We start from the raw sequence: 26790 nt of genomic DNA, 5'->3' as shown, positions 1-26790 counted from the left end.
ACAATCATGCCCGAATTTGGTCTTATAATTGATACCCATTTCGTCATCTGGACAAGACCGATTATGCCGCAAACGCTGCTTACGCTGTTCCAACAGCCGCAACAGGCCGCCACCACCCTGCGCGATCGGGTGTGCAGCACGCTACGCCGCGCCATTCATGGCGGTACGCTGGTCAGCGGCCAGCGCTTGCCCTCCTCGCGCCTGCTGGCCGCCGATTTAGGCATTTCACGCGTTACCGCCGAAGCGGCCTATGGGCAACTGGAAGCCGAAGGTTATTTGCAACGCCGCGTCGGCCAGGGCACCTTTGTGGCGATTACCGTCACCCGGTCGCCCCCCTCCCGGCTGCCGCACCGTCGCCCTCGACTATCGCAGCGCGGCGAGCAGATTCTCCACACCGGTGGCTGTCGCGATCCGCAACAACCGCTGCCTTTCGCCGCCGGTTCGCCCGACCTGCGCGCCTTTCCGCTGAAACTGTGGCAGCAGCTCAGTGCTCAGCAGCTGCGATTGCATGGCGAAAAACTGCTGCGCTATGGCGATCCGCAAGGCTATCTGCCGCTGCGTGAAGCCATTGCCGGTCACGTCAGTCAAACCCGCGGCGTGAACTGCGATGCACGGCAGGTGGTGGTACTGACCAGTTCTCAGCAGGCGTTGCAGCTGATCGCCACTCTGCTGCTCGACGCCGGCGATCGGGTGTGGATGGAAGAACCCGGCTATGCCGGGGCGCGTAACGCCTTTGTCAGCGCAGGGGCGCAATTGATACCCGTGGCGGTTGACGATGCCGGACTCGCGCCGTCGCCGGGGTTACCGACGCCGCGCCTGATCTATCTGACGCCGTCGCACCACTACCCGACCGGCGTGGCGCTCAGTCTGGAACGCAGGCTGGCCCTGCTGGCATTGGCGCAACGGCAGCAGACGTGGATCGTCGAGGACGACTACGACAGCGAGTTTCATTACGACGGCCAGCCGATGCCCGCCATGCAAGGTCTGGATCGTCATGGCAACGTGTTGTATCTCGGAACCTTTTCCAAAGCGCTGTTCCCTTCGCTGCGGCTGGCGTATCTGGTGCTACCGCCGGCGCTGGTGGATGCCTTCGTCACCGCACGTACGGTTTATGACGGCCACTGCGCCCAGTTGGCGCAAGCGACGACCGCCGAATTTATCCGTCAAGGCCACTTCGCTGCCCATATTCGCTATATGCGTCAGCTGTACCGTAGCCGTCGCGATTGTCTGCAACAGCAGATTCAGCGGCACTGGGTGCACTTTGCCGTGCCGCAACCCACGCCTGGCGGGTTGCAGCTGTGCGTCTGGCTACCGACCGGGCAAGAAGCCGACCTGAGCCGCCAGGCGCAGCAAGCCGGTGCGATCGCGCCTGGGCTGGCGGAGCTGTACGCCAGTCCGTCAAACCGACGAGACGGCTGGCTGCTGGGCTTTGCTGCCCTGACTCCGGGGGAAATCAGTAACGCGGTTGAGCGGCTGGCACGGCTCAAGCCCCGCGATTGAATGGACAACGCCGCCGTTTCGCTTTAAAACCATAATACATCCACAGCGAGGACCTCTCATGACCCGTGCCATTGCCGACCAACTGACCGAACGTTTTTTCCGTTATCTGGCCATTTCCAGCCAGAGCGATGCCGCCGCAACCACCTTGCCGAGCAGCCCGGGTCAGCATCATATGGCGCAGCTGCTGGCGGAAGAACTGACGCAACTGGGGTTGGAACAGGTGCAGATCGACCAGCATGCCACCGTGACCGCGCGCAAACCCGGCAATCAGCCCGGCGCGCCGCGCATCGGTTTCATTACGCATATTGATACCGTGGATGTCGGCCTGTCGCCGGACATTCACCCGCAGGTGCTGCGCTTCACCGGTGACGATTTGTGCCTCAACGCCACGCAGGACATCTGGCTGCGTACCGCCGAACACCCTGAAATTCTGCCCTATCGCGATCAGCAGATCATTTTCAGCGACGGCACCAGCGTGCTGGGTGCCGACAATAAGGCTGCGGTGACGGTAGTGATGACGCTACTGGCAAATCTGACCAGCGCCGATCGTCACGGCGATATCGTGGTGGCGTTTGTGCCCGACGAGGAGATCGGTCTGCGCGGTGCCAAGGCGTTGGATCTGGCGCGATTTGAAGTGGATTTCGCCTATACCATAGACTGCTGTGAACTGGGTGAAGTGGTGTATGAGAACTTTAATGCCGCCGCGGCGGTGATTGATATCGAAGGGGTCCCGGCCCACCCGATGTCGGCCAAAAACGTGCTGATTAACCCGATCCGCGTCGCAACCGACATCATCAATCACTTTGACAGCAAAGACACGCCGGAGCATACCGACGGCCGCGAAGGCTATTTCTGGTTCAACGATATTACCGCCAATGCCAACCACGCCACGCTGAAAGTCTCGATCCGCGACTTTGATTTAATCGCCTTCAACGCCCGCAAAGCGAAACTCGCCGCAGTAGTACAGCAGGTGGCGGCCAATTACCCGCGCGCCAAAGTCAGCTGTGCCGTTAGCGATATCTACAGCAACATCAGCAATTCGATTGGCGAGGATAAACGGGCGATAAACCTGATTTTTGGCGCGTTGGCGGCCCACGGCATCCCGCCCAAGGTGATCCCGATGCGCGGCGGTACCGACGGCGCGGCGCTGTCCAGCCGTGGCGTGCTGACGCCGAACTACTTTACCGGTGCACACAATTTCCATTCGCGCTTCGAATTCCTGCCGGTCAACGCGTTCGTGAAATCCTATCAGGTCACCCGCAGCATTTGCCTGCTGGCAGCCAGGTAGTCCAGGACGCTCGGCGGCACCGCTGGTGATGCCAAAAGACATTTTTTGCCGCCAGCCCTTTTCATTTGCCATGCTTTGCTCTATTTGTAGCGCCCTTGTTTACGTTAAAGGATTTTCCGATGGCCAACTTTTTTGCCAAAGGCCTGTTATTGAGCGTCGCATTTGGCCTGCTGACTGCCTGTAACGACACCGAAACCCGCCCGCAGCTCGATATTGACGGCAAAACGATGGGTACATTTTACAGCGTCAAAATCAGCGGTCAGTTGAGCGAAAGCCGCCAACAGTTGCAACAGGAAATCGACGCCCTGCTGGAACAGGCCAACGACGACATCTCCACCTATCGTGCCAATTCGGTGCTGTCGCGCTTTAACCAGTCACGCAGCGCCGAGCCTCAGCCGATCCCCCGAGGGATGGCCGACATCATTCTCACCGCCCAGCGTATCGGCCGTGACACCGGCGGCGCAATGGATATCACCGTCGGCCCGCTGGTGAATCTGTGGGGCTTCGGCCCGGACAAGCGACCGGTAACCATCCCCAACCAACGGCAAATCGATGCGGCGAAGAACGACATCGGGCTGCAACACCTGAAACTGATCGCTGACCAGCGCGGCGAATGGCTGCAAAAGGATTTGCCGGATCTCTACGTTGACCTTTCCACTCTCGGCGAAGGCTACGGCGTTGACCAGTTGGTCAAATTGATGGCGCGCAAGGGCATTACCAATTATCTGGTGTCCGTGGGTGGTGCGGTATCGTCTCGCGGGGTGAACGGCCAGGGTAAGCCGTGGCGGGTGGCGATCCAGAAGCCGACCGATCGCGAAAACGCGGTGCAGGCGCTGGTGGACTTGCACGGTTACGGCATCAGTACCGCCGGCAGTTACCGCAACTATTTCGAGCAGAAAGGCCAGCGTTATTCGCACGTCATCGATCCGACTACCGGCCGGCCAATCGTTCATCAACTGGTGTCAGCCACGGTGATTGCACCGACCGCGCTGGAAGCCGACGGCTGGGATACCGGCTTGATGGTACTGGGAACGGAAAAAGCGCTGAAACTGGCGCAAGAGAAAGGTCTGGCGGTGTATTTGATCGGTAAAACCGATAACGGCTTCACTGCCGTGATGACGCCGCAGTTCAAGGCGTTCCTGGTGCAGTAGTCTGGTATATCGCCTGGCGCGCCGTCTATCTCGCTTTTTGGCAACGATGGACATGCCGCGGTGGCGATAACGCAGCGTTCAATCCTGCGATGCCGGATTGAACGCTGCTGACAGCCCTTATTTGGTCAACGCAATAATACCCAGCGTCAGACCGGCAACGGCCGCGGCACCACCGGCGATTGCGCCCGCGGTTTCCCAGTTGTCCTGCGTGGTGCCCTTCATGCAGGTGTTGGTATGCACCAGTCGCCCCTGATCGTCATAAACCGGGACGCACGGTGAGTTGGTGGCGCAACCGGCCAAAACGGCCGACAGTAACCCAACCGCAATTAACTTTTTCATACTTTTTTGCCTCAATGTTCGATCACTAGTAAACGCTACGCCGAGCGATAATCACGCTACCTGCCTATTGTATGCGCAAATATGACGGGAACGAATCGATGATGTGGCTAGCGCGGTGATTTGGGAAAACTCTGAACCGCCCGCCAACGGGGGGGAAAAGTAAAAAGCCCGCGTTATCGCGGGCTTGATCGGCAATTGATGCTGTAACGGCTTATTTAGCCAGTTTACGCATCACCAGCGTGGCGTTGGTACCACCAAAACCGAAGCTGTTAGACATGACGGTAGTCAGCGCACGCTCGGTTGGCTGAGTCACGATGTCCATGCCAGCCGCTTTTTCGTCCAGATTATCGATGTTGATGCTAGGCGCAATAAAGCCATGCTCAACCATCAACAGGCTGTAGATGGCTTCCTGCACGCCTGCCGCACCCAGCGAGTGACCGGTCATCGCCTTGGTGGACGAGATGGCCGGGGTGGTGTCGCCGAACACTTCACGGATCGCGCCCAGTTCCTTGACATCGCCAACCGGCGTAGAGGTGCCGTGTACATTGATGTAATCGATCGGCGTGTCCAGATCCTGCATTGCCATGCGCATGCAACGCACCGCGCCTTCGCCTGATGGAGCAACCATGTCGGCGCCATCGGAGGTCGCGCCATAGCCGACGATTTCCGCATAGATATGCGCACCGCGCGCCAGAGCGTGTTCCAGTTCTTCAACCACTACCATGCCGCCGCCGCCGGCGATGACGAAACCGTCACGCGCTGCGTCGTAGGTACGGGAGGCTTTTTCTGGCGTGTCGTTGTAGCTGGTGGACAGTGCGCCCATCGCATCGAACTCACAAGCCATTTCCCAGCACAGTTCTTCACCGCCGCCGGCAAACACCACGTCCTGCTTGCCCAGTTGAATCAGTTCAACCGCATGGCCGATACAGTGTGCCGAAGTGGCGCAGGCAGAGCTGATCGAGTAGTTAACGCCACGGATTTTGAACGGCGTCGCCAGACAGGCAGAAACGCCGGATGCCATGGCCTTGGTCACCATATACGGCCCCACGCCGCGCAGCCCCTTGGCGCGCATACCGTCGGAACCGGCAACCTGGTTACGTGGCGAACCACCGCCAGAACCTACTACCAGGCCGGTGCGTTCGTTAGAAACCTGATCGGCGGCCAGGCCGGAATCCTTGATGGCTTCTTCCATGGAAAGAAAGGCATAAACTGACGCATCGCTCATGAAGCGCATCACTTTACGATCGATAAGACCGGTCGTGTCCAGTTTAACATCACCCCATACGTGACTACGCATGCCGGAATCTTTCAGTTCCTGGGAGAAAGTGATCCCAGAACGTCCTTCCCGCAGGCTCGCCAGGACCTCCTGCTGGTTGTTACCAATGCTGGAGACGATTCCCAGGCCAGTAATCACTGCACGTTTCATTCAATACCTCTTCCACAATTGTTGCTTTCGGGATTTTGCATCGCACTCTAGCGTACAGTTGTACGCCGAACAAGTCCGATCAGCGTTTTTCAGTGTAATTCTGATCCAGTTTGCGCCGCAGCGCCAGCGCCGTTAGAATCGCGTCACCCCCTTGAATTATGAGCAACTGACCGTGAGCCACGCCCCCATCCAAACCGCCGCATTATCCTGGAACGAACAAGGTACACCTGTTTCGAAACAGTTTGATGACGTCTATTTTTCCAATCAGGATGGGCTGGAAGAAACCCGTTACGTCTTTCTTAACGGCAATCGGCTGCCTGCCCGTTTCGCCGAGCACCCGCGCGCGCTGTTTATCGTTGCGGAAACCGGCTTTGGCACCGGGCTTAATTTCCTGACGCTGTGGCAGGCATTCGACCGCTTCCACCGCGCCGCGCCGGACGCCACGCTGCAACGTCTGCACTTCATCAGTTTTGAAAAGTTCCCGCTGCAACCGGCGGATCTCGCCGCGGCACACGCGCGCTGGCCGGAGTTGGCGCCGTATGCCGAGCAATTGCGCGCCCAGTGGCCGCTGCCGTTGCCCGGCTGTCACCGGCTGCTGCTGGCCGACGGCCGCGTTACGCTCGATCTGTGGTTTGGCGACGTCAACGCGCTGCTGCCGCATTTTGACCACAGCATGGACAATCAGGTAGACGCCTGGTTCCTTGATGGCTTCGCGCCGGCCAAAAACCCGGAGATGTGGAGCGAGCAACTGTTTGATGCCATGGCGCGTTTTGCCCGCCCGCAGGGCAGTTTTGCCACGTTCACCGCCGCCGGGTTTGTGCGCCGCGGTTTGCAACAGGCCGGGTTTGAAGTGACGCGCAGCAAGGGCTTTGGCCAAAAACGCGAAATGCTGATCGGCACACTGGCGGCCGAAACGCCCTCCGCCAGCAACCCGACGCCCTGGTACAGTCGCCCCGCAGCCGCAAGGGTCGACGACGTTGCGCTGATCGGCGGCGGCATCGCCAGCGCCCTCATCGCGCTGGCCCTGCTGCGCCGCGGTGCCAGGGTCACGCTGTACTGCGCCGACGACGCGCCGGCGGCAGGTGCCTCCGGCAATCGCCAGGGTGCGCTGTACCCATTGCTCAATGGCCGCAATGACCCACTGGAGCGTTTTTTCAGCGCCGCTTTCCCATTCGCACGCCGACTGTATGACATGCTGGCCAAACAGGGCATTGAATTCGATCATCACTGGTGCGGCGTCACCCAGTTGGGCTATGACGACAAAAGCGCCGGCAAAATCGCCAACATGCTGGCGACCGAGTGGCCAGACGCACTGGCATTTGCCGCCGACCGCGCCACGCTCAGCGCATTGTGCGGCGTGGATAGCGGGTTTGCCGGTATCAACTATCCGCAAGGCGGCTGGCTGTGCCCGGCCGAACTGACCCGCAACGCCATTGCCTTTGCCGAGCAGCAGGGGCTGGTGTGTCACTATCGCCACCGGCTCGACGGTCTGACGCCGTCCAGCGTCGGCTGGCAACTGGCCTTCGGTAACGGCGTGACGTCGCAGCATGCCAGCGTGATCCTGGCCAACGGTCATCAACTGCCCAATTTGCCGTTTACCGCCGCGCTGCCGGTTGTCGCCGTACGTGGACAGGTGTCGCATATCCCCACTGCGCCAGCGCTCGGTCAATTGAAACAGGTACTGTGTTATGAGGGCTATCTGACACCGCTGAACCCGCGTAATCAGCAACATTGCATCGGCGCCAGTTATCAACGCGGCGACACTGCCAGCGACTATCGTGAAACGGAACAACAGGAAAATCGCGCACGTCTGCTGCGCTGTCTGCCCGAACAAAGCTGGACGCAACAGGTAGACGTCAGCGATCGACAGGCACGTTGCGGGGTACGCTGCGCGTCACGCGATCATTTGCCAATGATCGGCGCGGTGCCGGATTATGCGCAAACGCTGACCCAGTATCAGCATTTGCAACGCCAGCGCCAACGCGCAGAAAGTATTGCCGAAGCACCGAGCTACCCAAATCTGTTTATGCTGGGCGCTTTGGGTTCACGGGGATTGTGTTCCGCACCGCTGGCGGCGGAGATTCTGGTGGCGCAGATGTTTGGCGAACCGTTGCCGGGTGAGGGTGACGTGCTGGCGGCGTTGAATCCAAACCGCATGTGGGTGAGAAAATTACTGAAGGGGCGTCCGGTATAAGGGCTATTGTCTCCCCTTCCTCTCACGCCCTGGCAGACCGGGCATGAGAGGAAAGCGCCGGTCAGGCGTTGGCCAGCGCGGTCTGGTACAGGTTTTCCCACATGCCTTCAACCAGCGCCTGATCCGGTGGCGAAAGCTCACCGGCACGAATCGCCTGGTGCAGGCTGTGCTCCACCCGGACTTTCAGCCCTTCGGCGCTATGCTCACCGTTTTCTTCCGCTTCAGCCACCGCCAGGGTCAGATGACCGCGCAGGTAGCCACCGGCAAACAGTTCATCGTCACTGGCGTGGTCTACCATGTCATCAATCAGCGCCAAAATGCGCGCTTCGAATTCAGCGATCATTGCTTTTCCTCATTAAATTAAAGCGGCAACATCAGTTGAGATCTTCCGGATACGGAAAATGCTCTGCCACCAGCGGTGGCGTATTGTAAAACGATTGTAACGCCTGAATAAAGCGCGCCGGTCGTGTGGGTATGCCTTTTTCCAGCAGTTCCAGCACCCGTTGACGCACTTTTCGCTGGAACGCGATCCGATCCGGCTCGCAATCACCGTTCAGATTGTCGCAGCTGACGTTGAACGGAAAGCCTGCGGCGACGCAGAACATCCATTCCAATGCCTGTGGCTTGACTTCTACCGCTTCAAATTCGCTTTGCGTCTGCGCGTCGCGCCCATCAGGGCAATACCAATAGCCGAAATCCACCTGTTTGCGCCGCTCGTCACCGGCAATACACCAGTGGGAAATCTCGTGCAGGCCGCTGGCGTAAAAGCCGTGGGCAAATACGATACGGTGATACGGCAACTGCTGGTCCGCCGGCAGATAGATCGGCTCATCGTCGCCCTTGACCAGGCGCGTTTGATAATCGTCGCTGAAACAGCGGTTAAAAATATCAATCAGGTCAGTATATTGGTGTGTGTTTTGTACGTCTGACATAGGTAAAACCCGATAACCACAAAAATAGAGTGGTAATTATTCCACTTCAGTGCTGTTTTGGCTTGTTAAAAATGCATCGACAACCAGCGCTGGATTTCCACGCCGTGATTATCGTACAGCAATTTCAGGCTCATAATCAGCGAAACGATAACGATCATTGGCCGAATCAGCTTCTGCCCGCGCGTCAGTACCATATGTGCGCCAATGCGCGCGCCCAGCACCTGCCCGACCAGCATCACCAGGCCGATCCCCCACAGTACTTTGCCGCCCATGATAAAAAATATCAGGCTGCCGAAGTTGGAGGTGAAATTAAGCACTTTGGCATGTGCGGTGGATTTCGCCAGATTGAAACCACACAGCGTGACGTAAGCCAGCGCGTAGAACGAGCCGGCGCCAGGGCCGAAAAAGCCGTCGTAAAAACCGACGCAGCCGCCCGCCACCAGCCCAAACGGCAGCGCACTCAGGCGGCGCTGACGATCGCTTTCCCCCAAACGTGGCGTCAGCAGGAAATACAGCCCGATGCCAATCACCAACAGTGGCAACATCTGGCGCAGCAGATCGGCACGCATATGCTGTACCAGGATCGCGCCCGCTATCGAACCGAGCAGCGTCAGCAGAATGGTCAGTTTCTGATCGTTCAGATTGACCGCTTTGCGGCGGATGAAATACAAACTGGCGGAGAACGACCCGCCCACCGACTGCAATTTATTGGTGGCCAGCGCTTCCGCCGGGGGAACCCCCACCGCCAGCAACACCGGTACGGTCAGCAGACCGCCACCGCCGGCGATGGAGTCAATAAACCCTGCCAGTAATGCCACGGCAAACAACGCCCCGAGCATTTCGGGGCCGACCATAAACCAATCCATTTTTTATTCCGCAGCGAAATGATTATCCAACAACGCCTGACAAGACGGCGGCAACGGCGGCACTACCGGTTTACCCGGCTTCGCGCTCGGCTGATGCGGCTCGAACCAACTGGCTAATTCAGCGCCGCAGCCATCTCCGGCCGGTGGCGGATCCTGATCCTTGCATTCCAGACTGTCCGGCGGGCAACTCAAGCGCACGTGCATATGCGCACGATGGCCGAACCACGGACGCACTTTGTGCAGCCAGGCGCGATCGCTGCCCGCGTCGTCGCACAACCGCTGCTTGATCGCCGGGTTGACGAAGATGCGCGTCACTTCTCTGTCCTGCGCCGCCAGTTTAATCAACGAGGCGATTTGCGGCTGCCACTGGCTGTCGCGTACGCGCTTGCCGTCACCGCTCACCAAATCGATCGGTTGCGGTTTGAGCAGTTGCTGCGAACTCCAGCGCTGGCGTGGCAATTGCAGCCAGATATCGACGTCCAGTCCCGACTGATGGCTGGCATGGCCGCTGCTGAAGCGCCCGCCGGCCGGCATCGCCATGTCGCCGATCAATACCGTGCCCAGCCGTTGCTGGCTGGCCTGATTACCGAGACGCTGGATAAACGCCAGCAGATCCGGGTGACCGAAATAACGTCGCTGGTCCTGACGCATGACCTGATAATCCGCCGCGTTCAACGGCAACGGCTGCGCGCCGATAATGCACCCATTGGCAAAGCCGCCGATCGCCTGCGCCGAACCGGCCACCGGATGCGAGATTTGCTGCCACGGTGTCAAGGCCAGCGCGGACCCCGATGCCATCAGGGCCGCCAGGCCCAACATCCATTTTTTCATTGTTATCGTCACCCGATTGCGAAATCCCGTGTTACCAACGCGGTACGTCGGACACCACGTCACCGTTTTGCGCCCGCTGGCGCAGCAGATGGTCCATCAGCACGATCGCCATCATCGCCTCGGCGATCGGCACCGCCCGGATACCGACACAGGGATCGTGGCGACCGCGAGTCACCATTTCGACCGCTTCACCCTGGCGGTTGATGGTGCGGCCCGGCACCATAATGCTGGAGGTGGGTTTCAACGCCAGATGCGCGATAACCGGTTGACCGCTGCTGATGCCGCCGAGGATGCCGCCGGCATGGTTGCTCTGGAAGCCTTGCGGGGTAATTTCATCGCGGTTTTCACTGCCGCGCTTGCTGACCACGGCAAACCCGTCGCCGATTTCGACGCCTTTCACCGCGTTGATGCTCATTAGCGCATGCGCCAGATCGGCATCCAGACGGTCAAACACCGGCTCGCCAAGGCCGACAGGCACGTTTTCGGCCATTACGCTGACTTTGGCGCCGATGGAGTCCCCCTCTTTCTTCAGTGCGCGCATCAGTTCGTCCAACGCTTCCAGCTTGTCCGGGTCCGGGCAGAAGAACGGGTTCTGCTCAACCTGCTCCCAATCTTTCAGCTCGCAGGTTACGTCACCGATCTGCGCCAGATAGCCGCGAACTTTTACGCCAAACTTCAGTTCGAGGTATTTTTTGGCGATCGCCCCTGCCGCCACGCGCATCGCGGTTTCTCGTGCCGAAGAACGGCCGCCGCCACGATAGTCGCGCACGCCATATTTTTGTTCATAGGTATAATCCGCATGCCCCGGACGGAACAGATCCTTGATAGCACCGTAATCCTGCGAGCGTTGGTCGGTATTTTCGATCAGCAGCCCAATGCTGGTGCCGGTGGTGACGCCGTCGAACACGCCGGAAAGAATGCGCACCCGATCCGGCTCGCGACGTTGGGTGGTATAGCGCGAGGTGCCCGGACGGCGGCGGTCCAGGTCATGCTGCAAATCTTCTTCGGTCAGCGGAATGCCCGGTGGCACGCCGTCAACGATACATCCCAGCGCCACACCGTGCGATTCACCGAATGTAGTGACGCGGAATAACTGTCCAATACTGTTGCCTGCCATCACGGCTCCTTACTTCCCTGCCGCTTTCACGCCGCCTGGCGAGGGGCGGTTCAGGCTCGTCCGTGGGTCCGGCAAACCCGACGCCCGGCGGCGACGTGAAAACGCTGAGGGATACTCATTTTTATTATCAGGCCCGCTGGGCAGGCCTGGGGAAATCATCAGCTGCGGTACATGCTGAAATGGTCTTTACAGTCAACCAACTGCTGTTTGGTCAGCATGAACACGCCGTCACCGCCGTTTTCGAACTCCAGCCAGGTGAAGGGAATATCCGGATACTGCTCCATCAGATGTACCATGCTGTTGCCCACTTCACAAATCAGCACGCCGTCGTCGCTGAGGAAATCCGGCGCACAGGCCAGAATGCGACGCACCAGTTTCAGGCCGTCACTGCCCGCAGCCAGGCCCAGTTCCGGCTCGAAGCGGAACTCCTGTGGCAGATCGGACATGTCTTCGGCATCGACGTATGGCGGGTTGGTGACGATCAGATCGTACTGGATCGGCGGGACTTCACGGAACAGATCGGAGCGGATCGGGATCACCTGATGCTCGACGCCGTGCGCCTGAATATTGCGCTCGGTAACCGCCAGCACCTCGCTGGAGATATCAACCGCGTCCACTTCCGCTTCTGGGAAGGCGTAACCGCAGGCGATGGCGATGCAGCCGCTGCCGGTGCACATATCCAGGATATGGCGTGGTGGGTGTGGGATCAACGCGCTGAAACGGTCGTTGATCAATTCGCCGATTGGCGAGCGTGGCACCAATACGCGTTCATCGACGTAAAACTCCATGCCGCAGAACCAGGCCTTATTGGTCAGATAAGCGACAGGAATACGCTCGTTGACGCGGCGAATCACGCGCTCAACGATACGGTGGCGCTCGCTGGAGGTCAGGCGCGCTGAACGCATGTCTTCAGGAATATCCAGCGGCAGGTACAAACTCGGCAGAACCAGCTGCACCGCTTCGTCCCACGGATTATCGGTTCCGTGACCATAATAGATATTGGCGGCGTTAAAACGGCTTACGGTCCAACGCAGCATATCCTGAATGGTATGCAGTTCGTTCACTGCTTCGTCGACGAAAATTTTGTCCAATGTGCCCTCCGGCAGGCGGCTGTGATTCATGAGATAGCCGCATAGTTTGCCATGAAGCCCGCGACAAATCAGCTTCGATACCCTAAATAATTGGCGCAACATCCGGCGGCAGGCAAACGCCCTGTCGCCGCCGCTCTGGCGGAGCGCATGCGCCGCCAACGGCGAGATGGCAGGCAGCATATCGGCCTACGTCACTACCGATGACGGTTTTGCTTCGCCAGACCACGGGCACAGGCTAAACTGTCGCGATGAATAATTTCCGGTGAATGAATTAATGAAAAACAGACACCCTCTGAGCAAAGATGAATTGCAGCTCTTCAGAGAGTCGGTGACAGGCGCCAAGAAGCTGCGTCAGGACACCATCGTCCACCGGCAGCCCAAACCTACCGCCAGGCAGGCCGCACCGCAGCGGCTGATGCAGGAGCAGGTCGATGCCAGTTTTTATTTTTCTGATGAATTCCAGCCGCAGTTGGATGACGAAGGCCCAGCGCGCTACGTGCGCCCCGGCTATAGCCATTTTGAATTGAAAAAACTGCGGCGTGGCGATTACCTGCCAGATCTGTTCCTCGATCTGCACGGTTTGACGCAGCTGCAGGCCAAACAGGAACTGGGGGCGCTCATCGCCGCCTGTAAACGCGAGCATGTGCACTGCGCCTGTGTGATGCACGGCCACGGTAAGCATATTCTCAAGCAGCAGACGCCGTTATGGCTGGCACAGCACCCAGACGTGCTGGCGTTCCATCAGGCACCGAAAGAATGGGGTGGCAGCGCGGCGCTGCTGGTGTTGGTCGAGCTGGCTGAATAATTCAGCGCAAGAATGACAAAGGGCGATGTTTAGCATCGCCCTTGGGGTTCATCGTCGCATTGTCCGCGTCAGACTTTCGCCATCAGCTGCGACGGGCTGACCTGCCATTCCAGTTTCCCCTGGCTGCCGTCGGCGGCCAGTTCAACGTTGGCAATCGCCGACGTGGCAAACATTGGCGGGCATTCGCCCGGGCAGAGTTCCGCCACCAGGTAGCCCACCAGCGGCAGATGCGAGACGATCAACACCGCGCCTACCCCTTGTTGCGCCAGCAGTTGCAGATAACTCCCCACCAGTGAGGCATCGCCACCTGGGGTGAGTTCCGGCAGCACTTCTTCGCCTTCCGGCAGCGTCAACGCTTCACGCACCGTTGTCAGCGTCTGTTCGGCTCGCAGGTAAGGGCTGACCAGCACGCGTTCAATATCCACTGACTTGGCATTTAGCCAGGCCGCCATCTGACGAGACTCATCACGGCCACAAACGGTAAGAGGCCTTACCGCATCGCTGGCCGCCTCGAGTGCCGCCTCTCCGTGACGCATAATCAAAACTTGCATATTGCACCGCTGTTGTTGACAAAATAACGCTATACAGAAACGCAGAGCGTGCTGTATCGCCGAATACCTATAGCTCAAGAGCACAAGTGCTTCAAAACGATAACGCGCCGTCTCTCTATGGCGGCCGGGCATTTTGCCTGAAAGTTCACGTAAAGAAAACGCTGTTTTTTGCACCAACGGCAGCGTAGCGTGAATCCATCGCTCACTTGACAACCAATTCAACGGGTTGAATTTTAGCCAACCCCTGATAAAAGTTTTTTATCGTGATGCCACATTCATCACCACGCGGTTACGTTACCTCGCCCTAATCTCCCTGTACAGCGTCCGGAATTGACGCTGTTGCAAGGAGTGATGAGGATCACATTGCAGCCTTATTGCTACTGTAGTGCAAATCGGGCTGCCATGCCGTTAACCGCCGGGTATTTTAGCGCGGATAAAAGCGCTCTCCCTGCTGTGCCATACGCTGCAAGCGCTCGCAGGGCGCAAAATGTTCGCCGTATTGCTGTTGCAGATAGTGCAGGGTTTTCACCACCTTTTCCGCGCCAAGCCGATCGATATAACGGAACGGCCCGCCAAGGAATGGCGGGAAGCCAATGCCGAACACCGCACCAATATCGCCGTCGCGCGCGCTGCGAATCACCCCTTCGTCCAGGCATCGCGCCGCCTCGTTCAGCATCATCATCACGCAGCGCTGGGCAATCAGCGCCGGTTCGAGATGCGCCTTTGGCGTCACGCCCAGCAGGGAATACACCTCGCTGTCGGCGCGTTTGCCGCGCTGCCGCTGCTGGCCTTCGCTCGGGTAGAGATAAAAACCACGCCCATTTTTGCGCCCTTTGCGGCCGTCCTTCAATAGCGCATCAAACGCCGCCGGCGCGGCAAAACGCGGGCCCAGTTCGTTGACCAGCACCGGGATGATTTTGGTGCCGACATCGATGCCGACCTCATCAAGCAGCGTAATCGGCCCAACCGGGAAACCGAAATCCACCAGCGCCTTATCCAGGGATTCCATCGGCTCGCCGGCCAGCAGGCAACGGGCAGCTTCATTGATATAGGGCGCCAGAATGCGGTTGACGTAAAATCCGGCCCGATCGGCCACCACTATCGCCGTTTTGCCCTGTTTGTGCGCCAGGGCAACGGTGGTGGCAATGGTTTCCTCACGGGTGCCGGCATGCGGGATCACTTCCACCAGCGGCATTTTATCCACCGGACTGAAATAATGCAGGCCGACCACCTGCTGCGGCCGCTGCGCCTTGGCGGCAATCTGGCCAATCGGCAGTGACGAGGTATTGGAGGCAAATACCGTGTGCGGTGCGGTGTGCTGTTCTACTTCGGCCACCATGCGCTGTTTCAGTTCCAGATCCTCGAACACCGCTTCCACTACGATATCCACCCGGTCAAAACCGCTGTAATCGGTGGTGCCGGAAATCAGCATCATCTGCTTTTGCCGTTCGGCTGAGCGCATGCGCTTGCTGCGTACCCGTTTGCCAAGCACCTGCCAACTGTACTTCAGCGCATGGTTGATGCCCTGCTCGTTGATATCCTTGATGCGCACCGGCAAACCGCCGCGCATGGCGGTAACGCAGGCAATGCCACCGCCCATCAAGCCACCGCCCAAAATACCTACGCGCTGCAGTTCACGCGGCTGTGCGTCGCCGCCACGCTCTTTTTTCAACGCGGTAGAAGCAAAGAACAGGCTGCGCAACGCGGCGGACTGCGGCGTCATCGCCAGTTCGCCGAACGCGCGCGCCTCAGCCTGATAGCCATGGCCGCTGCCCTGCTCCAGACCAGCGCGCACCACCTGAATAATGCGCTCCGCCGCCGGGTAATTACCGTGGGTTTTTGCCAGCGTTTTCTTACGCACCACGCTGAAGAGCAGGCTTCGCCCCAGCGGCCCGTTCATCAGACGCTCCTGCCAGGGCAGCGTCGGCTTGCTCTTCCAGCCCTGTTTGACCCGTGCGATCGCCGCATCAAGCAAGATAGCCTGCGGCACCGCATCATCGACCAGCCCCATGCGCAACGCCTGGCGCGCTCGAATGTGTTTACCGGTCAGCATCATGTCCAGCGCCTTGCTGGCGCCAATCAACCGCGGTAAACGCTGAGTACCACCAGAGCCGGGCAGCAGCCCCAGTTGCACTTCCGGCAGACCCAGCGCGGTTTTGTCGTCCAACGAACAGACACGGCTGTGGCATGCCAACGCCAGTTCCAGGCCACCGCCGAGACAGGCGCCGTGAATGGCCGCCACCACCGGCACCGGGAATGCGGCAATTTTCGCCAGCGTACTTTGACCTTTGCGCGCCAGATCCTCCGCCTCCTTGGCGTTGCTGCACGCGGCGATCATGGTGATATCTGCGCCGGCAATGAACGAATCCGGCTTGCCTGACACGATCACCAGCCCCTCCAGTGCGGCATATTGCTGCGCCTTGTTCAGCACCTCATTGACCTGATCGACAAATTCCGCCTTCAGCGTATTCACCTTTTCGTCCGGGACGTCGATGGTGATCACACCAATATGGTCCGGTCGCAGCGTCAGCCGAAAAGCCGACGGCGTGGCACGTTGTTCATGCAAGGCATTTGTGACGCTCATTGTTCCACCTCCACCACCATCGCTGCGCCCAAACCGCCGGCCGCACAGGCGGTAGCCAACCCCAAGCCACCGCCGCGGCGCTTCAGCTCGTACAGCGTCTGGGTAATCATGCGTGCGCCGGTTGCGGCAAACGGATGCCCGTAAGCAATCGAGCCGCCCAGCACGTTGAATTTATCCATATCGACCACGCCAATCGCTTCATTGCGCCCCAGTTTTTGCTGGGCGAACTCGCGGCTGGCGAACATTTTCAGGTTGGCCAGCGTCTGCGCCGCAAAGGCTTCATGCATATCGATTAACGCCAGATCCGCCAGGGTAATACCCGCGCGATCGAGCGCCAGCGGCGTGGCATAGGAGGGGCCAAGCAGCATATCCTGCCAGACATCGATGGCGGCAAAGGCAAAACTGCGCAAATAACCCAGCGGCTGCAGCCCCAATTCTTTGGCACGCGATTCACTCATCATCAGCACCGCGGCGGCGCCGTCGGTCAATGGCGTGCTATTGGCGGCGGTAACGCTGCCATGCTGGCGATCGAACGCCGGCTTCAATCGGGCGTATGACGCCAGGCTGGAATCCTTGCGCACGTTGTTGTCTTCGGCAATGTGCGCCTGGTACGGCGGCACATAGGCGGTCATCACCTCGGCGCGCAGCAGCCCCTGCTCCCACGCCCTGGCGGCCAACTGGTGCGAACGATGCGCCAACGCGTCCTGGTCCTCACGGCTGATGGCATGCGACTTGGCCATCTGCTCGGCGGTATCGCCCATGCGCAGGCCGGTAGAATACTCCGCCACCGCCGGCGGCACCGGCAGCAGGTCGCGGAATCTGAGCTTGCTGAACAGCTTGAGGCGTTGCGACAGCGTACGCGCTTTGTTGAGATCGACCAGAGTGCGCGCCAGCGCTTTGCTGACGCCTATCGGCAGCACCGAAGAGGAGTCTGCACCGCCGGCAATACCAATACCGATACTGCCGGCGACGATGCTTTCCGCCACGTTGGCTATGGCCTGGAAACTGGTGGCGCAGGCACGGGAAACGCTGTAGGCGTCGGTGTGCACGCTCATGCCGGTACCCAGCACGATTTCACGCGCGATGTTTGGCGCTTCCGGCATTTGCACCACCTGGCCAAACACCAGTTGATCGATTAATTGCGGGTCAATACCGCTGCGCGCCAATAATTCACTTACCGCCATTTTGCCAAGATCCACCGCCGGAATACCGTGATAAGCGGTCGCCTGCTTGGCGAAGGGGGTACGCAGTCCATTTACAATTGCAATACGGTCACCCTGTCGGGTAACCAGCGGCAGTGCCTTACTCATAAACGCTCCTGAAGGAAAAGACGTCAGCGCAACCATCAAAACAGGTCTGACCTGATGAGGCCATTGTTAACCAGATGTTGATATTTGGCAAACCGGCAGAGGTGAAATCTGCGAGCAGGAGCAACTTTCTAACGGTAACCCAGGAGAGGCTGGAGGCAGGAAAAGCTGCGCGGCAGACCCGCGCAGCGACGTCGACTCGCGCTGTTTAACGCAAGCCAAGCTGGAAGATCAGGGTTTCCGCCTGGCAGCAGAAGATAAAGTCGACATCCAGTTGGAAGCCGCCGTCAACCGGATTAATGCTACTGTTGATGTCACAGGGATCGGATTCCACCGCGCGGGCCTTGTCGGTCAATGCCGCCAGCGCTTGTTGTGCCTGTTGTTGATCTGTAAAGACCTGGCTATAGGATGCGGTGCAATCGGTGTTATCCATCACGGTGCCGACATCCACACAGCAGCAGGCTGCCGTTTCTTGCGCACTGCATTTGTTTATTGCATCTGACATGTTCAATTCTCCTCACCGGGCAGCGTCAATACCGCCTAAAGTGCCAAATTTGATCGGGCGCATAATCACAATAATCTGAGGGCTATTTTACTCCCCCGTGGCGCGCAGCACTAGCACTTACTGTTAGTAGGTGTTTTAAGCGATGGAAATCACAAACGAAAATGGTTGCCTGCTAATGAAGCGTCAGAATTTTGTTATTTACCGTCGGTGTTTTGTTAAGCAGATCTCTTTTTTGATATCAATTTTGAAATATCTGAAAAACATAGTTGCAACATTTTCACAGGTCAGACCTATAATTCAGCCACTGGTCTGATTTGTCTGATGGATAACGGACCCTACAATCCCGCGCTCCTTGTTACCTTGTGTAACATAGTTTAAATAATAAACACATAATGAGGTTTTGGTCATGAGCCAGAAAAACCTATTTACTAAATCAGCTCTCGCAGCTGCAGTGGCAATTATTTCATCAAACGTGTATGCCGCAGGATTCCAGCTGAATGAGTACTCTTCATCTGGTTTAGGCCGTTCTTTCTCTGGCGAAGGCGCAGTCGCGGATAATGCCACGGCGGCAAGCCGCAACCCTGCTACCATGATGATGTTTGATAGCCCAGCGCTTTCCGTCGGTGCGATCTTCGTCGATCCGGACGTTGATATTTCCGGCACGTCATCTTCCGGTGCCAGCCTTAACTCGAAAAACATTGCACCAGCCCAGTGGATCCCGAACCTGCACTATATTCACCCATTGAACGATCAATGGGCAGTTGGCGGTTCCGTGACCAGTAACTATGGCCTGGCAACCGAATTCAACGATGGTTATACCGCAGGCCCGTACGGCGGTAAAACCGATCTGACCACGGTCAACCTCAACCTGAGTGCCGCCTACCGCTTGAATCAACACTTCAGCTTCGGTCTGGGTTTTGACGCGGTTTATGCCAAGGCCAAACTGGAACGTTACGCCGGTGAAAGCGGTCCTGCTCTCGGCATGCCGGCCGATACCCAGATCTCGCACCTGAAAGGCGACGAGTGGGGCTACGGTTGGAACGCTGGCCTGTTGTACGAAGTTGACGACAATAACCGTTATAGCCTCACCTACCGCTCTGAAATCAAAATCGACTTCGACGGCGATTACAAAAGCAGCATTCCTTCACAGTACAATCCGCTGCAGGGCAGAACCGGCCTGCCGTGGGGTACCGACGGCAATACCATTCCGGGCTCTCTGACTCTGCACCTGCCGGAAATGTGGGAAATTTCAGGGTATAACAAGGTTGCGCCGCAGTGGGCTATCCACTACAGCCTGGCCTATACCAGTTGGAGCCAGTTCCAGGAGCTGCGCGCTACCGGCAGCAATGGCCAGACGCTGTTCGAAAAACATGAAGGCTTCAAAGACGCTTACCGCATCGCGTTGGGTACCACTTATTACTACGATGATAACTGGACCTTCCGTACCGGTATTGCCTTCGATGACAGCCCGGTTCCAGCACAGAACCGCTCGATTTCCATTCCGGATCAGGACCGCTTCTGGCTGAGCGCCGGTACCACCTACGCGTTCAACAAAAATGCCTCGGTTGATGTCGGCGTGTCCTACATGCACGGCCAGCATGTCACGGTCAAGGAAGGCCCATATACCTTCGAATCCGAAGGCAAGGCCTGGCTGTACGGCGCCAACTTCAACTATACCTTCTGATCGCTGGCGCGAACGGCATAAAAAACCCGCCAATCGGCGGGTTTTTCTTTATTCGTTCGACACTCAATTGGCTGAATCGATTTCATCCAGATCGCCCTGAATCGCCTTGGCGTTCGGGTTTTCTTCCGGCTTGAGTACGCCGCCGTTGGCCAGGAAGTCGTGACGCTGGAAGTAGGCTTCACGCATCATCAGGTACGGATCGGAAGAGTTGCGCAGCAGGCCGTCAGAATCCAACAGCTGAGCACGCGTTTCGATGCCTTCGACTACCCATTTACCGGCCGACATCCAGAAGGTCAGATAGCTCAGCATCGGATAGAGCTTATCAACCCATTCGCCGCCGTCTTCACGCAGGGTCCAACTGCCGTATCCCGGCAACTGCACGTAAGGGCCGTAACCAACGTCGTAATAACCCAGCGTACTGCCGAAGCGACGCGGCTCTTCACGCGCCAGTTTCGGGTTGGCCATGCCAGCCACGTCAATCAACCCACCCATGCCAAGCAGGGTATTGAGGAAGAAGCGGTTAAAGTGAATCATGGCTCGGTACGGTTCGCCACGCAGGAATTCGTTGACCATACTGGCCGGTTCTTCAAGGTTCGACGTGAAGTTGCTCAGACCGTTACGCGCCGGCATCGGCAGGTAATCACGCCAGGCGACCGCCACTGGACGCAGCAGATAAGGATCCAGTACGTTGTAGTTAAAATCGAACATGGTGCGGTTGAACCCTTCCAGAGGATCGGAACGCCCTTGAGGTTCATTCTCAGGGGTGCTGGCGCACCCGACGAGCAATACCGTTGCGAAAGCCAGCCCAGTCAGGCGAAAGTTCATACTTTTCTCCATAAACACAAATACGTTCAGTCTTCTTATCAAGGAACTTGCTTGTCTATCTGAACGCCAACCTGCCCTTTACCGCTAAAGCCCTGCACGGCGCTTTCACCAAACCAGTCTCCGGCCTGCGGCGTCGCCAGACCGTCGTGAGAGATGCGTACGCGTACCTTCACCTGCTGCAACGCCGAAAGCAGACGTTCCGGCATCATGGCATTACTGTCATCCAGCGAGAATGACAGCGGGAAGCGGCTCAGGGGCAATTGTTTTACGGCAACCGGTACCGGGCTGTTGCCGTCGGTAACCGAAATAATCAGCGTTCCTTGTTGTGGTAATGCCTTCGCTGCCTCTGGAGACAACGTCACATTGACAGCAAGTTTAACAGTTTCCTCGCCTGCCTGTATTTTTGCTTGTTCAATACTGCGCTTTAACACTTCGACACGTCGATCGTCGGCAGGCATCAATTTGAGCATCACCTGCCAGGCACCTATCGCCTGTTTATAATCACCCTGTTCAAAGGCATTAAACGCCAGCAGGCTCAGTACGCGCAGATCGGTATGATCTTCGGCGATCATCTTGCGTAACATTGCGGTCGCCTGTTTGTTATCCTCCGGATCGCTGGAGCGCGTCAAGACCTCGGCATAACCGAGCCGTACTTCCAGATTATTCGGATCCAACCGGTAAGCATGAGCAAATGCCTGCGTCGCGGTGGTGGCGTTATTCAGCGCCATGCCGACCCGACCGAGCATCATCCAGTCATGGATATTGCGATCGTCCTGTTGCAGCGCGGTACGCAGCCCCAAGCCCAGGCGGGCGATCTCTTCCATGCTCAGCGGCTTGGCGCGCTCATTCGCCACCCGCTCACGCAACTCCGGCATCTGCGCTTCGACCTGGTGCCAGGCAGCCACCTGCGCCAACCCGCCGGTTTTCAGATAAAAACCAACCGCCACCACCACTAATACCACCACGCCCGGTACCAGCGCCCAACGATTAATCGGCCGCGTCTGCGCGTCTTGCTGGCCGGGAATGTCGTCCAGCAAATTCTGCTGCAGTTCTTTGACCAGCTCCGGCCGCTCGGCTACCACGCCCTGTTGCTCGTCTCTTTCCAGTTCACCAAGACGATCGCGATAAAATACCGCGTTCAAGGCATCACGGCTGGTGACGGCATCCGCCTTGCCCTGCCGCATCGCCGGCACCACCAGCAACGCCGCGGCGCCGATCAGTAGTGCAATTATAATCAGCCAAAAAGCCATTAGGGTTTCTTCCTGTCAGTCTCTTTCAGCAGCGCCGCCAGACGCCGTTGCTCCTGCTCGGAGAATTGCTCATTGCTCCCGACGCCGCCTCGACGACGGCTGCGCATAATCACCACCGCGCCGCCAATCAGCACAAACAGCAACGGCCCTAGCCACAGGATCAGCGTTGCCGGCGTCACCGGCGGTTTATAGGTGACGAAATTGCCATAGCGAGCCACCATATAATCAATGATTTGCTGTTTGCTTTGCCCTTGCATCATCAATTCATACACTTTGGTACGCATATCCGCCGCGATGATGGCGTTGGAATCGGCAATGCTGTTGTTCTGGCACTTCGGGCAGCGCAGCTGTTCGGTCAACTCGCGATACTGCTGCTCCTGCTCTACCGAATTGAATCTGTAGGTATCAATGGCCGCCGCGGCGCTGTAACTGAATAACGCGACCAATATCAGCATCACAATCCTCATGCGTCCCCTCCGTACTTACGGTACAGCGGCAACACTTCCTGCTGCCAAACGCGTTGATTCATGTCACCGGCGTGGCGATAGCGAATGATGCCGTCGCCGTCGATCAGGAAAGTCTCAGGTGCGCCGTAGACCCCCAGATCCAGGCCCAGCATGCCGTTGCCGTCGAACAGGCTGAGCGCATACGGGTTACCCAGCGTGTTCAGCCAGGTCACCGCTTTGGCGCGATCGTCCTTGTAGTTCAAGCCAATCACCCGCACACCCTTGGCGGCCAGCGTATTGAGATACTGATGTTCGGCGCGGCAGGTCGGGCACCAGGTGGCCCATACGTTCAGCAGCATCGGTTTGCCGTTGCGCAGCACCGCCTGATCGTAGGTTTTGCCTGGCTGCTCGAGCGATTCCAACGTAAAGGTCGGCACCGGCTTACCGATCAGCGCCGACTCCAACATAGTCGGGTCCTCACCGCCGGCATTGCGCGTTAGCTGCACCATAAAGGCCGCTACCAGCAGCAGAAACAGAATCAGAGGAATAAACAGCAGTTTGCGCTTCATGCCTGCGCCTCCCGTTTGCCTTCACGCGCCAATTTCTTCTTCATGCGGTAACGTGGATCGACAATGCACAGCAGGCCGCCAATCGCCATAAACACCCCGCCGAACCAGATCCAGCGAACAAACGGTTTGTAGTACAGACGCACCGCCCATGAGCCATCGTCCAGCTCTTCGCCGAGTGCGGCATACAGATCGCGGCTAAAGCCGCCGTCAATTGCCGCCTCGGTCATCATGCTGCGCGCCACGCTGTAATAGCGTTTTTCGGCGTGCAGCGTGGCTTCCGGCTTGCCGTTGCGCGTGACATCGATGATACCGACGCCACCCGTGTAGTTCGGCCCGCGAATGTCATACACATCGCGGAATACAAAGTGGTAGTTGTGGATGTCCACGCTATCGCCAGCCTTCATGCGCACATCGCGCTCAACGCTGTAATTCTGGCTGAAGGCGATGCCGATCACCGTCACCGCCACCCCGAGATGGCCAAGCACCATCCCCCAGTGGCTGCGGGAAAGCTGCGCCAGACCGCGCCAGAAACCGTGACGGTGAGTGGCGCGCTCATGCAACTCCATCAACGTCAGCACGATGACCCAAATGGCCATGATCAGCCCGACCACCGTCATGCCGGCGATGCTGTCCTGCAGCAACCACGGCAGCGCGATCGACAGCACCAATGTGACCAGCAGCGCCATGCCCAGGCGGCGCCACAGTTTGCTCGGCTCATCGCGACGCCAGCGCACCAACGGCCCAATCCCCAGCAGTAGCGCCAGCGGCGCCATCAGCCAGGTGAACATGGTGTTGAAGAACGGTTCGCCGATCGAAATACTGCCTAGCCCCAGTTGCTTGTGCACCAACGGCAACAACGTACCGAGCAGCACCACCAGCATTGCGGCGATCAGCAATACGTTGTTGCCCAGCAGGAAGGTCTCGCGTGAAAACGTCTCATGCTGTACCCGGCTGCGCACCTGCCCGCCCTTGAAGGCGTACAGCAGCAGCGAACCGCCAATAACGATCACCAGATAGGCAAGGATAAACATGCCGCGCGCCGGATCCGATGCGAACGAATGCACCGAGACCAGCACGCCGGAGCGTACCAGGAAGGTGCCCAGCAGGCAGAGTGAGAATGCGGTAATCGCCAGCAGCACGGTCCAGGCCTTGAAGGTGCCGCGTTTTTCGGTCACCGCCAGCGAGTGAATCAGCGCGGTGCCGGCCAGCCAAGGCATGAACGAGGCGTTTTCCACCGGGTCCCAGAACCACCAGCCGCCCCAGCCCAGTTCGTAATAGGCCCAGGCGGAGCCCAGCACGATACCGAGGGTCAGGAATACCCACGCCGCGGTAGTCCACGGACGTGACCAACGTGCCCAGGCGGTGTCTAGCCGCCCGGCCATCAGCGAGGCAATGGCAAAGGCGAACGCCACCGAGAAACCGACGTAACCCATATACAGCAACGGCGGGTGGAAAATCAGCCCGATATCCTGCAACAGCGGATTGAGGTCGCGCCCGTCAATCGGGAAGTCTGGCAAGGTGCGCGTGAAGGGGTTCGAGGTCATGATGATAAACAGCAGGAAACCGGCGGTAATCATCCCCATCACCGACAGCACGCGCGCCACCGCATCCTGCGGCATCGAACGGCTGAACAGTGCCACCGCCAGTGACCAGCAGCTCAGCAGCAGCACCCACAATAGCAGTGAACCTTCGTGCGCCCCCCAGGTGGCGGCGATGCGGTAATACACCGGCAACTGGCTGTTGGAGTTGGCCGCGACATAGGCGACGGTAAAGTCATTCACCACAAACGCGTAAACCAGGCAGAAGAACGCCAGACCGATGGCGACAAACATGCCATAGGTCAGTGGACGAGCCACCGCCATCATGCGCCGATCCTGCCGCGACGCCCCCCACTGTGGATAAATACTCAGCAGCAGCGATACCGCCAGCGCCAGACATAACAGAAAACTCCCGATTTCCGGCATCATGACTTGCTGCCCTCCTGCGGAGCGGCGTAGGCCGAAGCCGGGCCCTGGTGATTTTCTTTCATCGCGTCGGCCACTTCTGGCGGCGTGTATTTTTCATCATGCTTCGCCAGCACCTCTTTAGCTTGCACCACGTTGCCCGCAGCCAGCACTCCTTGAGCCACTACGCCCTGCCCTTCACGGAACAGATCCGGCAAGATGCCGACGTAGGTGACGTCGATAGCGCCGCGCGCGTCGTAGATTTTAAAACTGACCTGTAGCGTTTGCTGATCGCGTTTAACCGAGCCCGGCATCACCATACCGCCGATACGCAGGCGCTGGCCGACCTCCGGCTTCTGGTGGTTTTCACCCTTGCCCTGCAAAATTTCGCTCGGGGTATAAAACAGATCGATATTCGATCGCAGCGCATACAGCGCCAGCGCTGCGGTCAACGCAACGCCGATCAGGACGACAATCGCCAGATACAGGCGACTTTTACGACGTGGATTCACAATGATTTCTCCCGCGGCTTGGCGGATGGCGCGATGGCGTTGTTATGCTGCTGTTGCGATTGGCGAATGCGGCGCTCACGCGCCTGACGACGGCTGACATCCTCCAGCAGTTGCCGACGCTGCCACCAGGTATGCAGCATCAGCGCCAATAACGGGATCAGGGTGGCGGCCACCGCCAGCCAGACGTAGAAGGCATAGCCGCCCATGGCGAAGAAGGCCTGCCAGGAATCGAATGCGCTATAACTCATGGCTGACGCTCCTTGTTCACCAGGTTGGCGACCCATGGACGGTGGCGTTCCTGCAGCAGAATCAGGTTACGCAGGCGCATCAGCGTCAGGGTCACGAAGAACAGCAGATAACCGAGGATCGCCCAGCGCAGCGGGGTACGCATACTGGGTGCGATGCTTTGCTGCATATTGGTCGAACCCTGGTGGAGCGTGTTCCACCATTCGACAGAGAAATGGATAATCGGAATATTGACCACGCCGACCAACACCAGGATTCCGGCTGCCCGGCCTGCCAGACGGCGGTCTTCAAAGGCGTTATACAGGGCAATGATACCCATATAAAGGAACAGCAACACCAGTTCCGAGGTCAGGCGCGCGTCCCAGACCCACCAGGTGCCCCACATCGGCTTGCCCCAGGCGGAGCCGGTGACCAGGGCAATAAAGGTGAACACCGCGCCCACCGGCGCCATCGCCGCCACCACGCTGTCCGACATCTTCATCTGCCATACCAGGCCAATAAATGCCGCCACCGCCATTGAGGCATAGATGCCCATCGACCACATGGCGGCGGGTACGTGAATGTACATGATGCGAAAGCTGTCGCCCTGCTGATAGTCTTTGGGCGCAAAGCCAAAGCCCCACACCCAGCCAATCAGCAGACATGCCGCGCCGGCCATGCCCAGCCAGGGGACAAAGCGCCCGCAGACATGGTAGAGCCGCTCAGGCCTGGCAAATTGATGTAACCATTTCCACATTGTTGTCATTGCTCACGATAAATGAAAATCCGGTCCGCCTTGCGCCGGCAAAGCGGTGAAAAAGCATCTTGGCTGCAACGTTCTTGGCGACG

General features: G+C 58.4%; 26 protein-coding genes. 6 read left to right on the top strand and 20 right to left on the bottom strand.

The annotated features are described in order from the left end of the window. Positions 1-6: 6 nt before the first annotated feature. The 3 genes from pdxR to apbE all read left to right on the top strand — a co-directional run bounded on the left by pdxR (position 7) and on the right by apbE (position 3939). Positions 7-1500 (top strand): MocR-like pyridoxine biosynthesis transcription factor PdxR, encoded by a 1494-nt coding sequence (gene pdxR, locus ACCC84_RS06730; protein WP_004960364.1) that lies wholly within the window; start codon positions 7-9, stop codon positions 1498-1500. 58 nt (positions 1501-1558) lie between these two features. Further along, positions 1559-2788, top strand: coding sequence for a peptidase T (pepT, locus tag ACCC84_RS06725; RefSeq protein WP_004960361.1), 1230 nt, complete (start codon positions 1559-1561; stop codon positions 2786-2788). Positions 2789-2907: 119 nt separating this feature from the next. Next, positions 2908-3939, top strand: a complete 1032-nt coding sequence (apbE, locus tag ACCC84_RS06720; RefSeq protein WP_198773483.1) for an FAD:protein FMN transferase ApbE — start codon at positions 2908-2910, stop codon at positions 3937-3939. Positions 3940-4056: 117 nt separating this feature from the next. Here the strand turns inward: apbE and ACCC84_RS06715 are convergent, their stop codons facing one another. Together ACCC84_RS06715 and fabB are read right to left on the bottom strand one after the other, a co-directional pair. Beyond that, positions 4057-4278, bottom strand: a complete 222-nt coding sequence (locus ACCC84_RS06715) for a putative periplasmic lipoprotein (protein ID WP_004960354.1) — start codon at positions 4276-4278, stop codon at positions 4057-4059. A 211-nt stretch (positions 4279-4489) separates the two neighbouring features. Then, complete coding sequence (gene fabB, locus ACCC84_RS06710; RefSeq protein WP_004960351.1) at positions 4490-5704, bottom strand: beta-ketoacyl-ACP synthase I; 1215 nt, start codon at positions 5702-5704, stop codon at positions 4490-4492. 172 nt (positions 5705-5876) lie between these two features. Here fabB and mnmC point away from each other — a divergent pair, with 172 nt between their 5' ends. Then, positions 5877-7898, top strand: a complete 2022-nt coding sequence (gene mnmC, locus ACCC84_RS06705; protein ID WP_371901678.1) for a bifunctional tRNA (5-methylaminomethyl-2-thiouridine)(34)-methyltransferase MnmC2/FAD-dependent 5-carboxymethylaminomethyl-2-thiouridine(34) oxidoreductase MnmC1 — start codon at positions 5877-5879, stop codon at positions 7896-7898. A gap of 61 nt (positions 7899-7959) precedes the next feature. Here the strand turns inward: mnmC and ACCC84_RS06700 are convergent, their stop codons facing one another. The 6 genes from ACCC84_RS06700 to prmB form a co-directional block, all read right to left on the bottom strand. Beyond that, a complete protein-coding gene (locus tag ACCC84_RS06700; protein WP_004960346.1) occupies positions 7960-8241 on the bottom strand; it encodes a YfcL family protein in 282 nt (93 codons plus the stop codon). 31 nt (positions 8242-8272) lie between these two features. After that, the gene (locus ACCC84_RS06695) at positions 8273-8830 is read right to left on the bottom strand and encodes an elongation factor P hydroxylase (RefSeq protein WP_004960343.1); all 558 of its coding nucleotides are present in this window, start codon (positions 8828-8830) and stop codon (positions 8273-8275) included. Between the two features lie 65 nt (positions 8831-8895). Further along, on the bottom strand, positions 8896-9696 hold the full coding sequence (locus tag ACCC84_RS06690; protein WP_004960340.1) for a sulfite exporter TauE/SafE family protein: 801 nt from the start codon (positions 9694-9696) through the stop codon (positions 8896-8898). 3 nt (positions 9697-9699) lie between these two features. Beyond that, entirely contained in the window at positions 9700-10527 is an 828-nt protein-coding gene (gene mepA, locus ACCC84_RS06685) for a penicillin-insensitive murein endopeptidase (RefSeq protein ID WP_004960337.1), read from the bottom strand. Positions 10528-10558: 31 nt separating this feature from the next. Then, positions 10559-11644, bottom strand: coding sequence for a chorismate synthase (gene aroC / locus ACCC84_RS06680; RefSeq protein ID WP_004960335.1), 1086 nt, complete (start codon positions 11642-11644; stop codon positions 10559-10561). A gap of 158 nt (positions 11645-11802) precedes the next feature. Continuing rightward, the gene (gene prmB / locus ACCC84_RS06675) at positions 11803-12735 is read right to left on the bottom strand and encodes a 50S ribosomal protein L3 N(5)-glutamine methyltransferase (protein WP_039992635.1); all 933 of its coding nucleotides are present in this window, start codon (positions 12733-12735) and stop codon (positions 11803-11805) included. 274 nt (positions 12736-13009) lie between these two features. Here prmB and smrB point away from each other — a divergent pair, with 274 nt between their 5' ends. After that, on the top strand, positions 13010-13540 hold the full coding sequence (gene smrB / locus ACCC84_RS06670) for an endonuclease SmrB (protein ID WP_004960326.1): 531 nt from the start codon (positions 13010-13012) through the stop codon (positions 13538-13540). A gap of 68 nt (positions 13541-13608) precedes the next feature. On the opposite strand, the gene sixA is transcribed toward smrB, so the two are convergent. From sixA to ACCC84_RS06650, 4 genes are all read right to left on the bottom strand, one after another. Next, positions 13609-14091, bottom strand: a complete 483-nt coding sequence (sixA, locus tag ACCC84_RS06665) for a phosphohistidine phosphatase SixA (protein ID WP_004960321.1) — start codon at positions 14089-14091, stop codon at positions 13609-13611. Between the two features lie 424 nt (positions 14092-14515). Continuing rightward, complete coding sequence (fadJ, locus tag ACCC84_RS06660; RefSeq protein WP_004960319.1) at positions 14516-16675, bottom strand: fatty acid oxidation complex subunit alpha FadJ; 2160 nt, start codon at positions 16673-16675, stop codon at positions 14516-14518. Further along, positions 16672-17985 carry an acetyl-CoA C-acyltransferase FadI gene (gene fadI, locus ACCC84_RS06655; protein WP_039991867.1) on the bottom strand — a complete coding sequence of 438 codons (1314 nt, stop codon included), beginning with the start codon at positions 17983-17985 and terminating at the stop codon, positions 16672-16674. Before fadI ends, fadJ begins: the two co-directional genes overlap by 4 nt. A gap of 205 nt (positions 17986-18190) precedes the next feature. After that, positions 18191-18487, bottom strand: a complete 297-nt coding sequence (locus ACCC84_RS06650; protein ID WP_081445075.1) for a YfcZ/YiiS family protein — start codon at positions 18485-18487, stop codon at positions 18191-18193. A gap of 406 nt (positions 18488-18893) precedes the next feature. Here ACCC84_RS06650 and fadL point away from each other — a divergent pair, with 406 nt between their 5' ends. Further along, the gene (gene fadL / locus ACCC84_RS06645; RefSeq protein WP_004960307.1) at positions 18894-20171 is read left to right on the top strand and encodes a long-chain fatty acid transporter FadL; all 1278 of its coding nucleotides are present in this window, start codon (positions 18894-18896) and stop codon (positions 20169-20171) included. A gap of 63 nt (positions 20172-20234) precedes the next feature. On the opposite strand, the gene mlaA is transcribed toward fadL, so the two are convergent. Genes mlaA through ACCC84_RS06605 form a run of 8 tightly spaced genes read right to left on the bottom strand, consistent with a single transcriptional unit; the run spans position 20235 to position 26698 of the window. Continuing rightward, on the bottom strand, positions 20235-20996 hold the full coding sequence (gene mlaA, locus ACCC84_RS06640; protein WP_039991866.1) for a phospholipid-binding lipoprotein MlaA: 762 nt from the start codon (positions 20994-20996) through the stop codon (positions 20235-20237). Between the two features lie 38 nt (positions 20997-21034). Next, positions 21035-22246, bottom strand: coding sequence for a c-type cytochrome biogenesis protein CcmI (gene ccmI / locus ACCC84_RS06635; RefSeq protein ID WP_004960300.1), 1212 nt, complete (start codon positions 22244-22246; stop codon positions 21035-21037). Further along, the gene (locus ACCC84_RS06630; RefSeq protein ID WP_004960297.1) at positions 22246-22713 is read right to left on the bottom strand and encodes a cytochrome c-type biogenesis protein; all 468 of its coding nucleotides are present in this window, start codon (positions 22711-22713) and stop codon (positions 22246-22248) included. The genes ccmI and ACCC84_RS06630 overlap by 1 nt, the downstream gene beginning before the upstream one ends. Next, a complete protein-coding gene (locus ACCC84_RS06625) occupies positions 22710-23261 on the bottom strand; it encodes a DsbE family thiol:disulfide interchange protein (protein WP_004960296.1) in 552 nt (183 codons plus the stop codon). Before ACCC84_RS06625 ends, ACCC84_RS06630 begins: the two co-directional genes overlap by 4 nt. Beyond that, a complete protein-coding gene (locus ACCC84_RS06620) occupies positions 23258-25228 on the bottom strand; it encodes a heme lyase CcmF/NrfE family subunit (protein WP_198773488.1) in 1971 nt (656 codons plus the stop codon). Before ACCC84_RS06620 ends, ACCC84_RS06625 begins: the two co-directional genes overlap by 4 nt. Further along, positions 25225-25716 (bottom strand): cytochrome c maturation protein CcmE, encoded by a 492-nt coding sequence (ccmE, locus tag ACCC84_RS06615; protein ID WP_004960289.1) that lies wholly within the window; start codon positions 25714-25716, stop codon positions 25225-25227. The genes ACCC84_RS06620 and ccmE overlap by 4 nt, the downstream gene beginning before the upstream one ends. After that, entirely contained in the window at positions 25713-25964 is a 252-nt protein-coding gene (gene ccmD, locus ACCC84_RS06610) for a heme exporter protein CcmD (RefSeq protein ID WP_004960287.1), read from the bottom strand. The genes ccmE and ccmD overlap by 4 nt, the downstream gene beginning before the upstream one ends. Then, positions 25961-26698, bottom strand: coding sequence for a heme ABC transporter permease (locus ACCC84_RS06605; protein ID WP_039991865.1), 738 nt, complete (start codon positions 26696-26698; stop codon positions 25961-25963). The genes ccmD and ACCC84_RS06605 overlap by 4 nt, the downstream gene beginning before the upstream one ends. Positions 26699-26790: the final 92 nt, after the last annotated feature.

Origin of the sequence: Serratia odorifera (assembly GCF_041448735.1) — a bacterium.
Taxonomy (GTDB): Bacteria; Pseudomonadota; Gammaproteobacteria; order Enterobacterales; family Enterobacteriaceae; genus Serratia_F; species Serratia_F odorifera.
The sequence above is the reverse complement of the archived record's forward strand: the minus strand, read 5'-3'. Positions and strand labels throughout refer to the sequence as shown.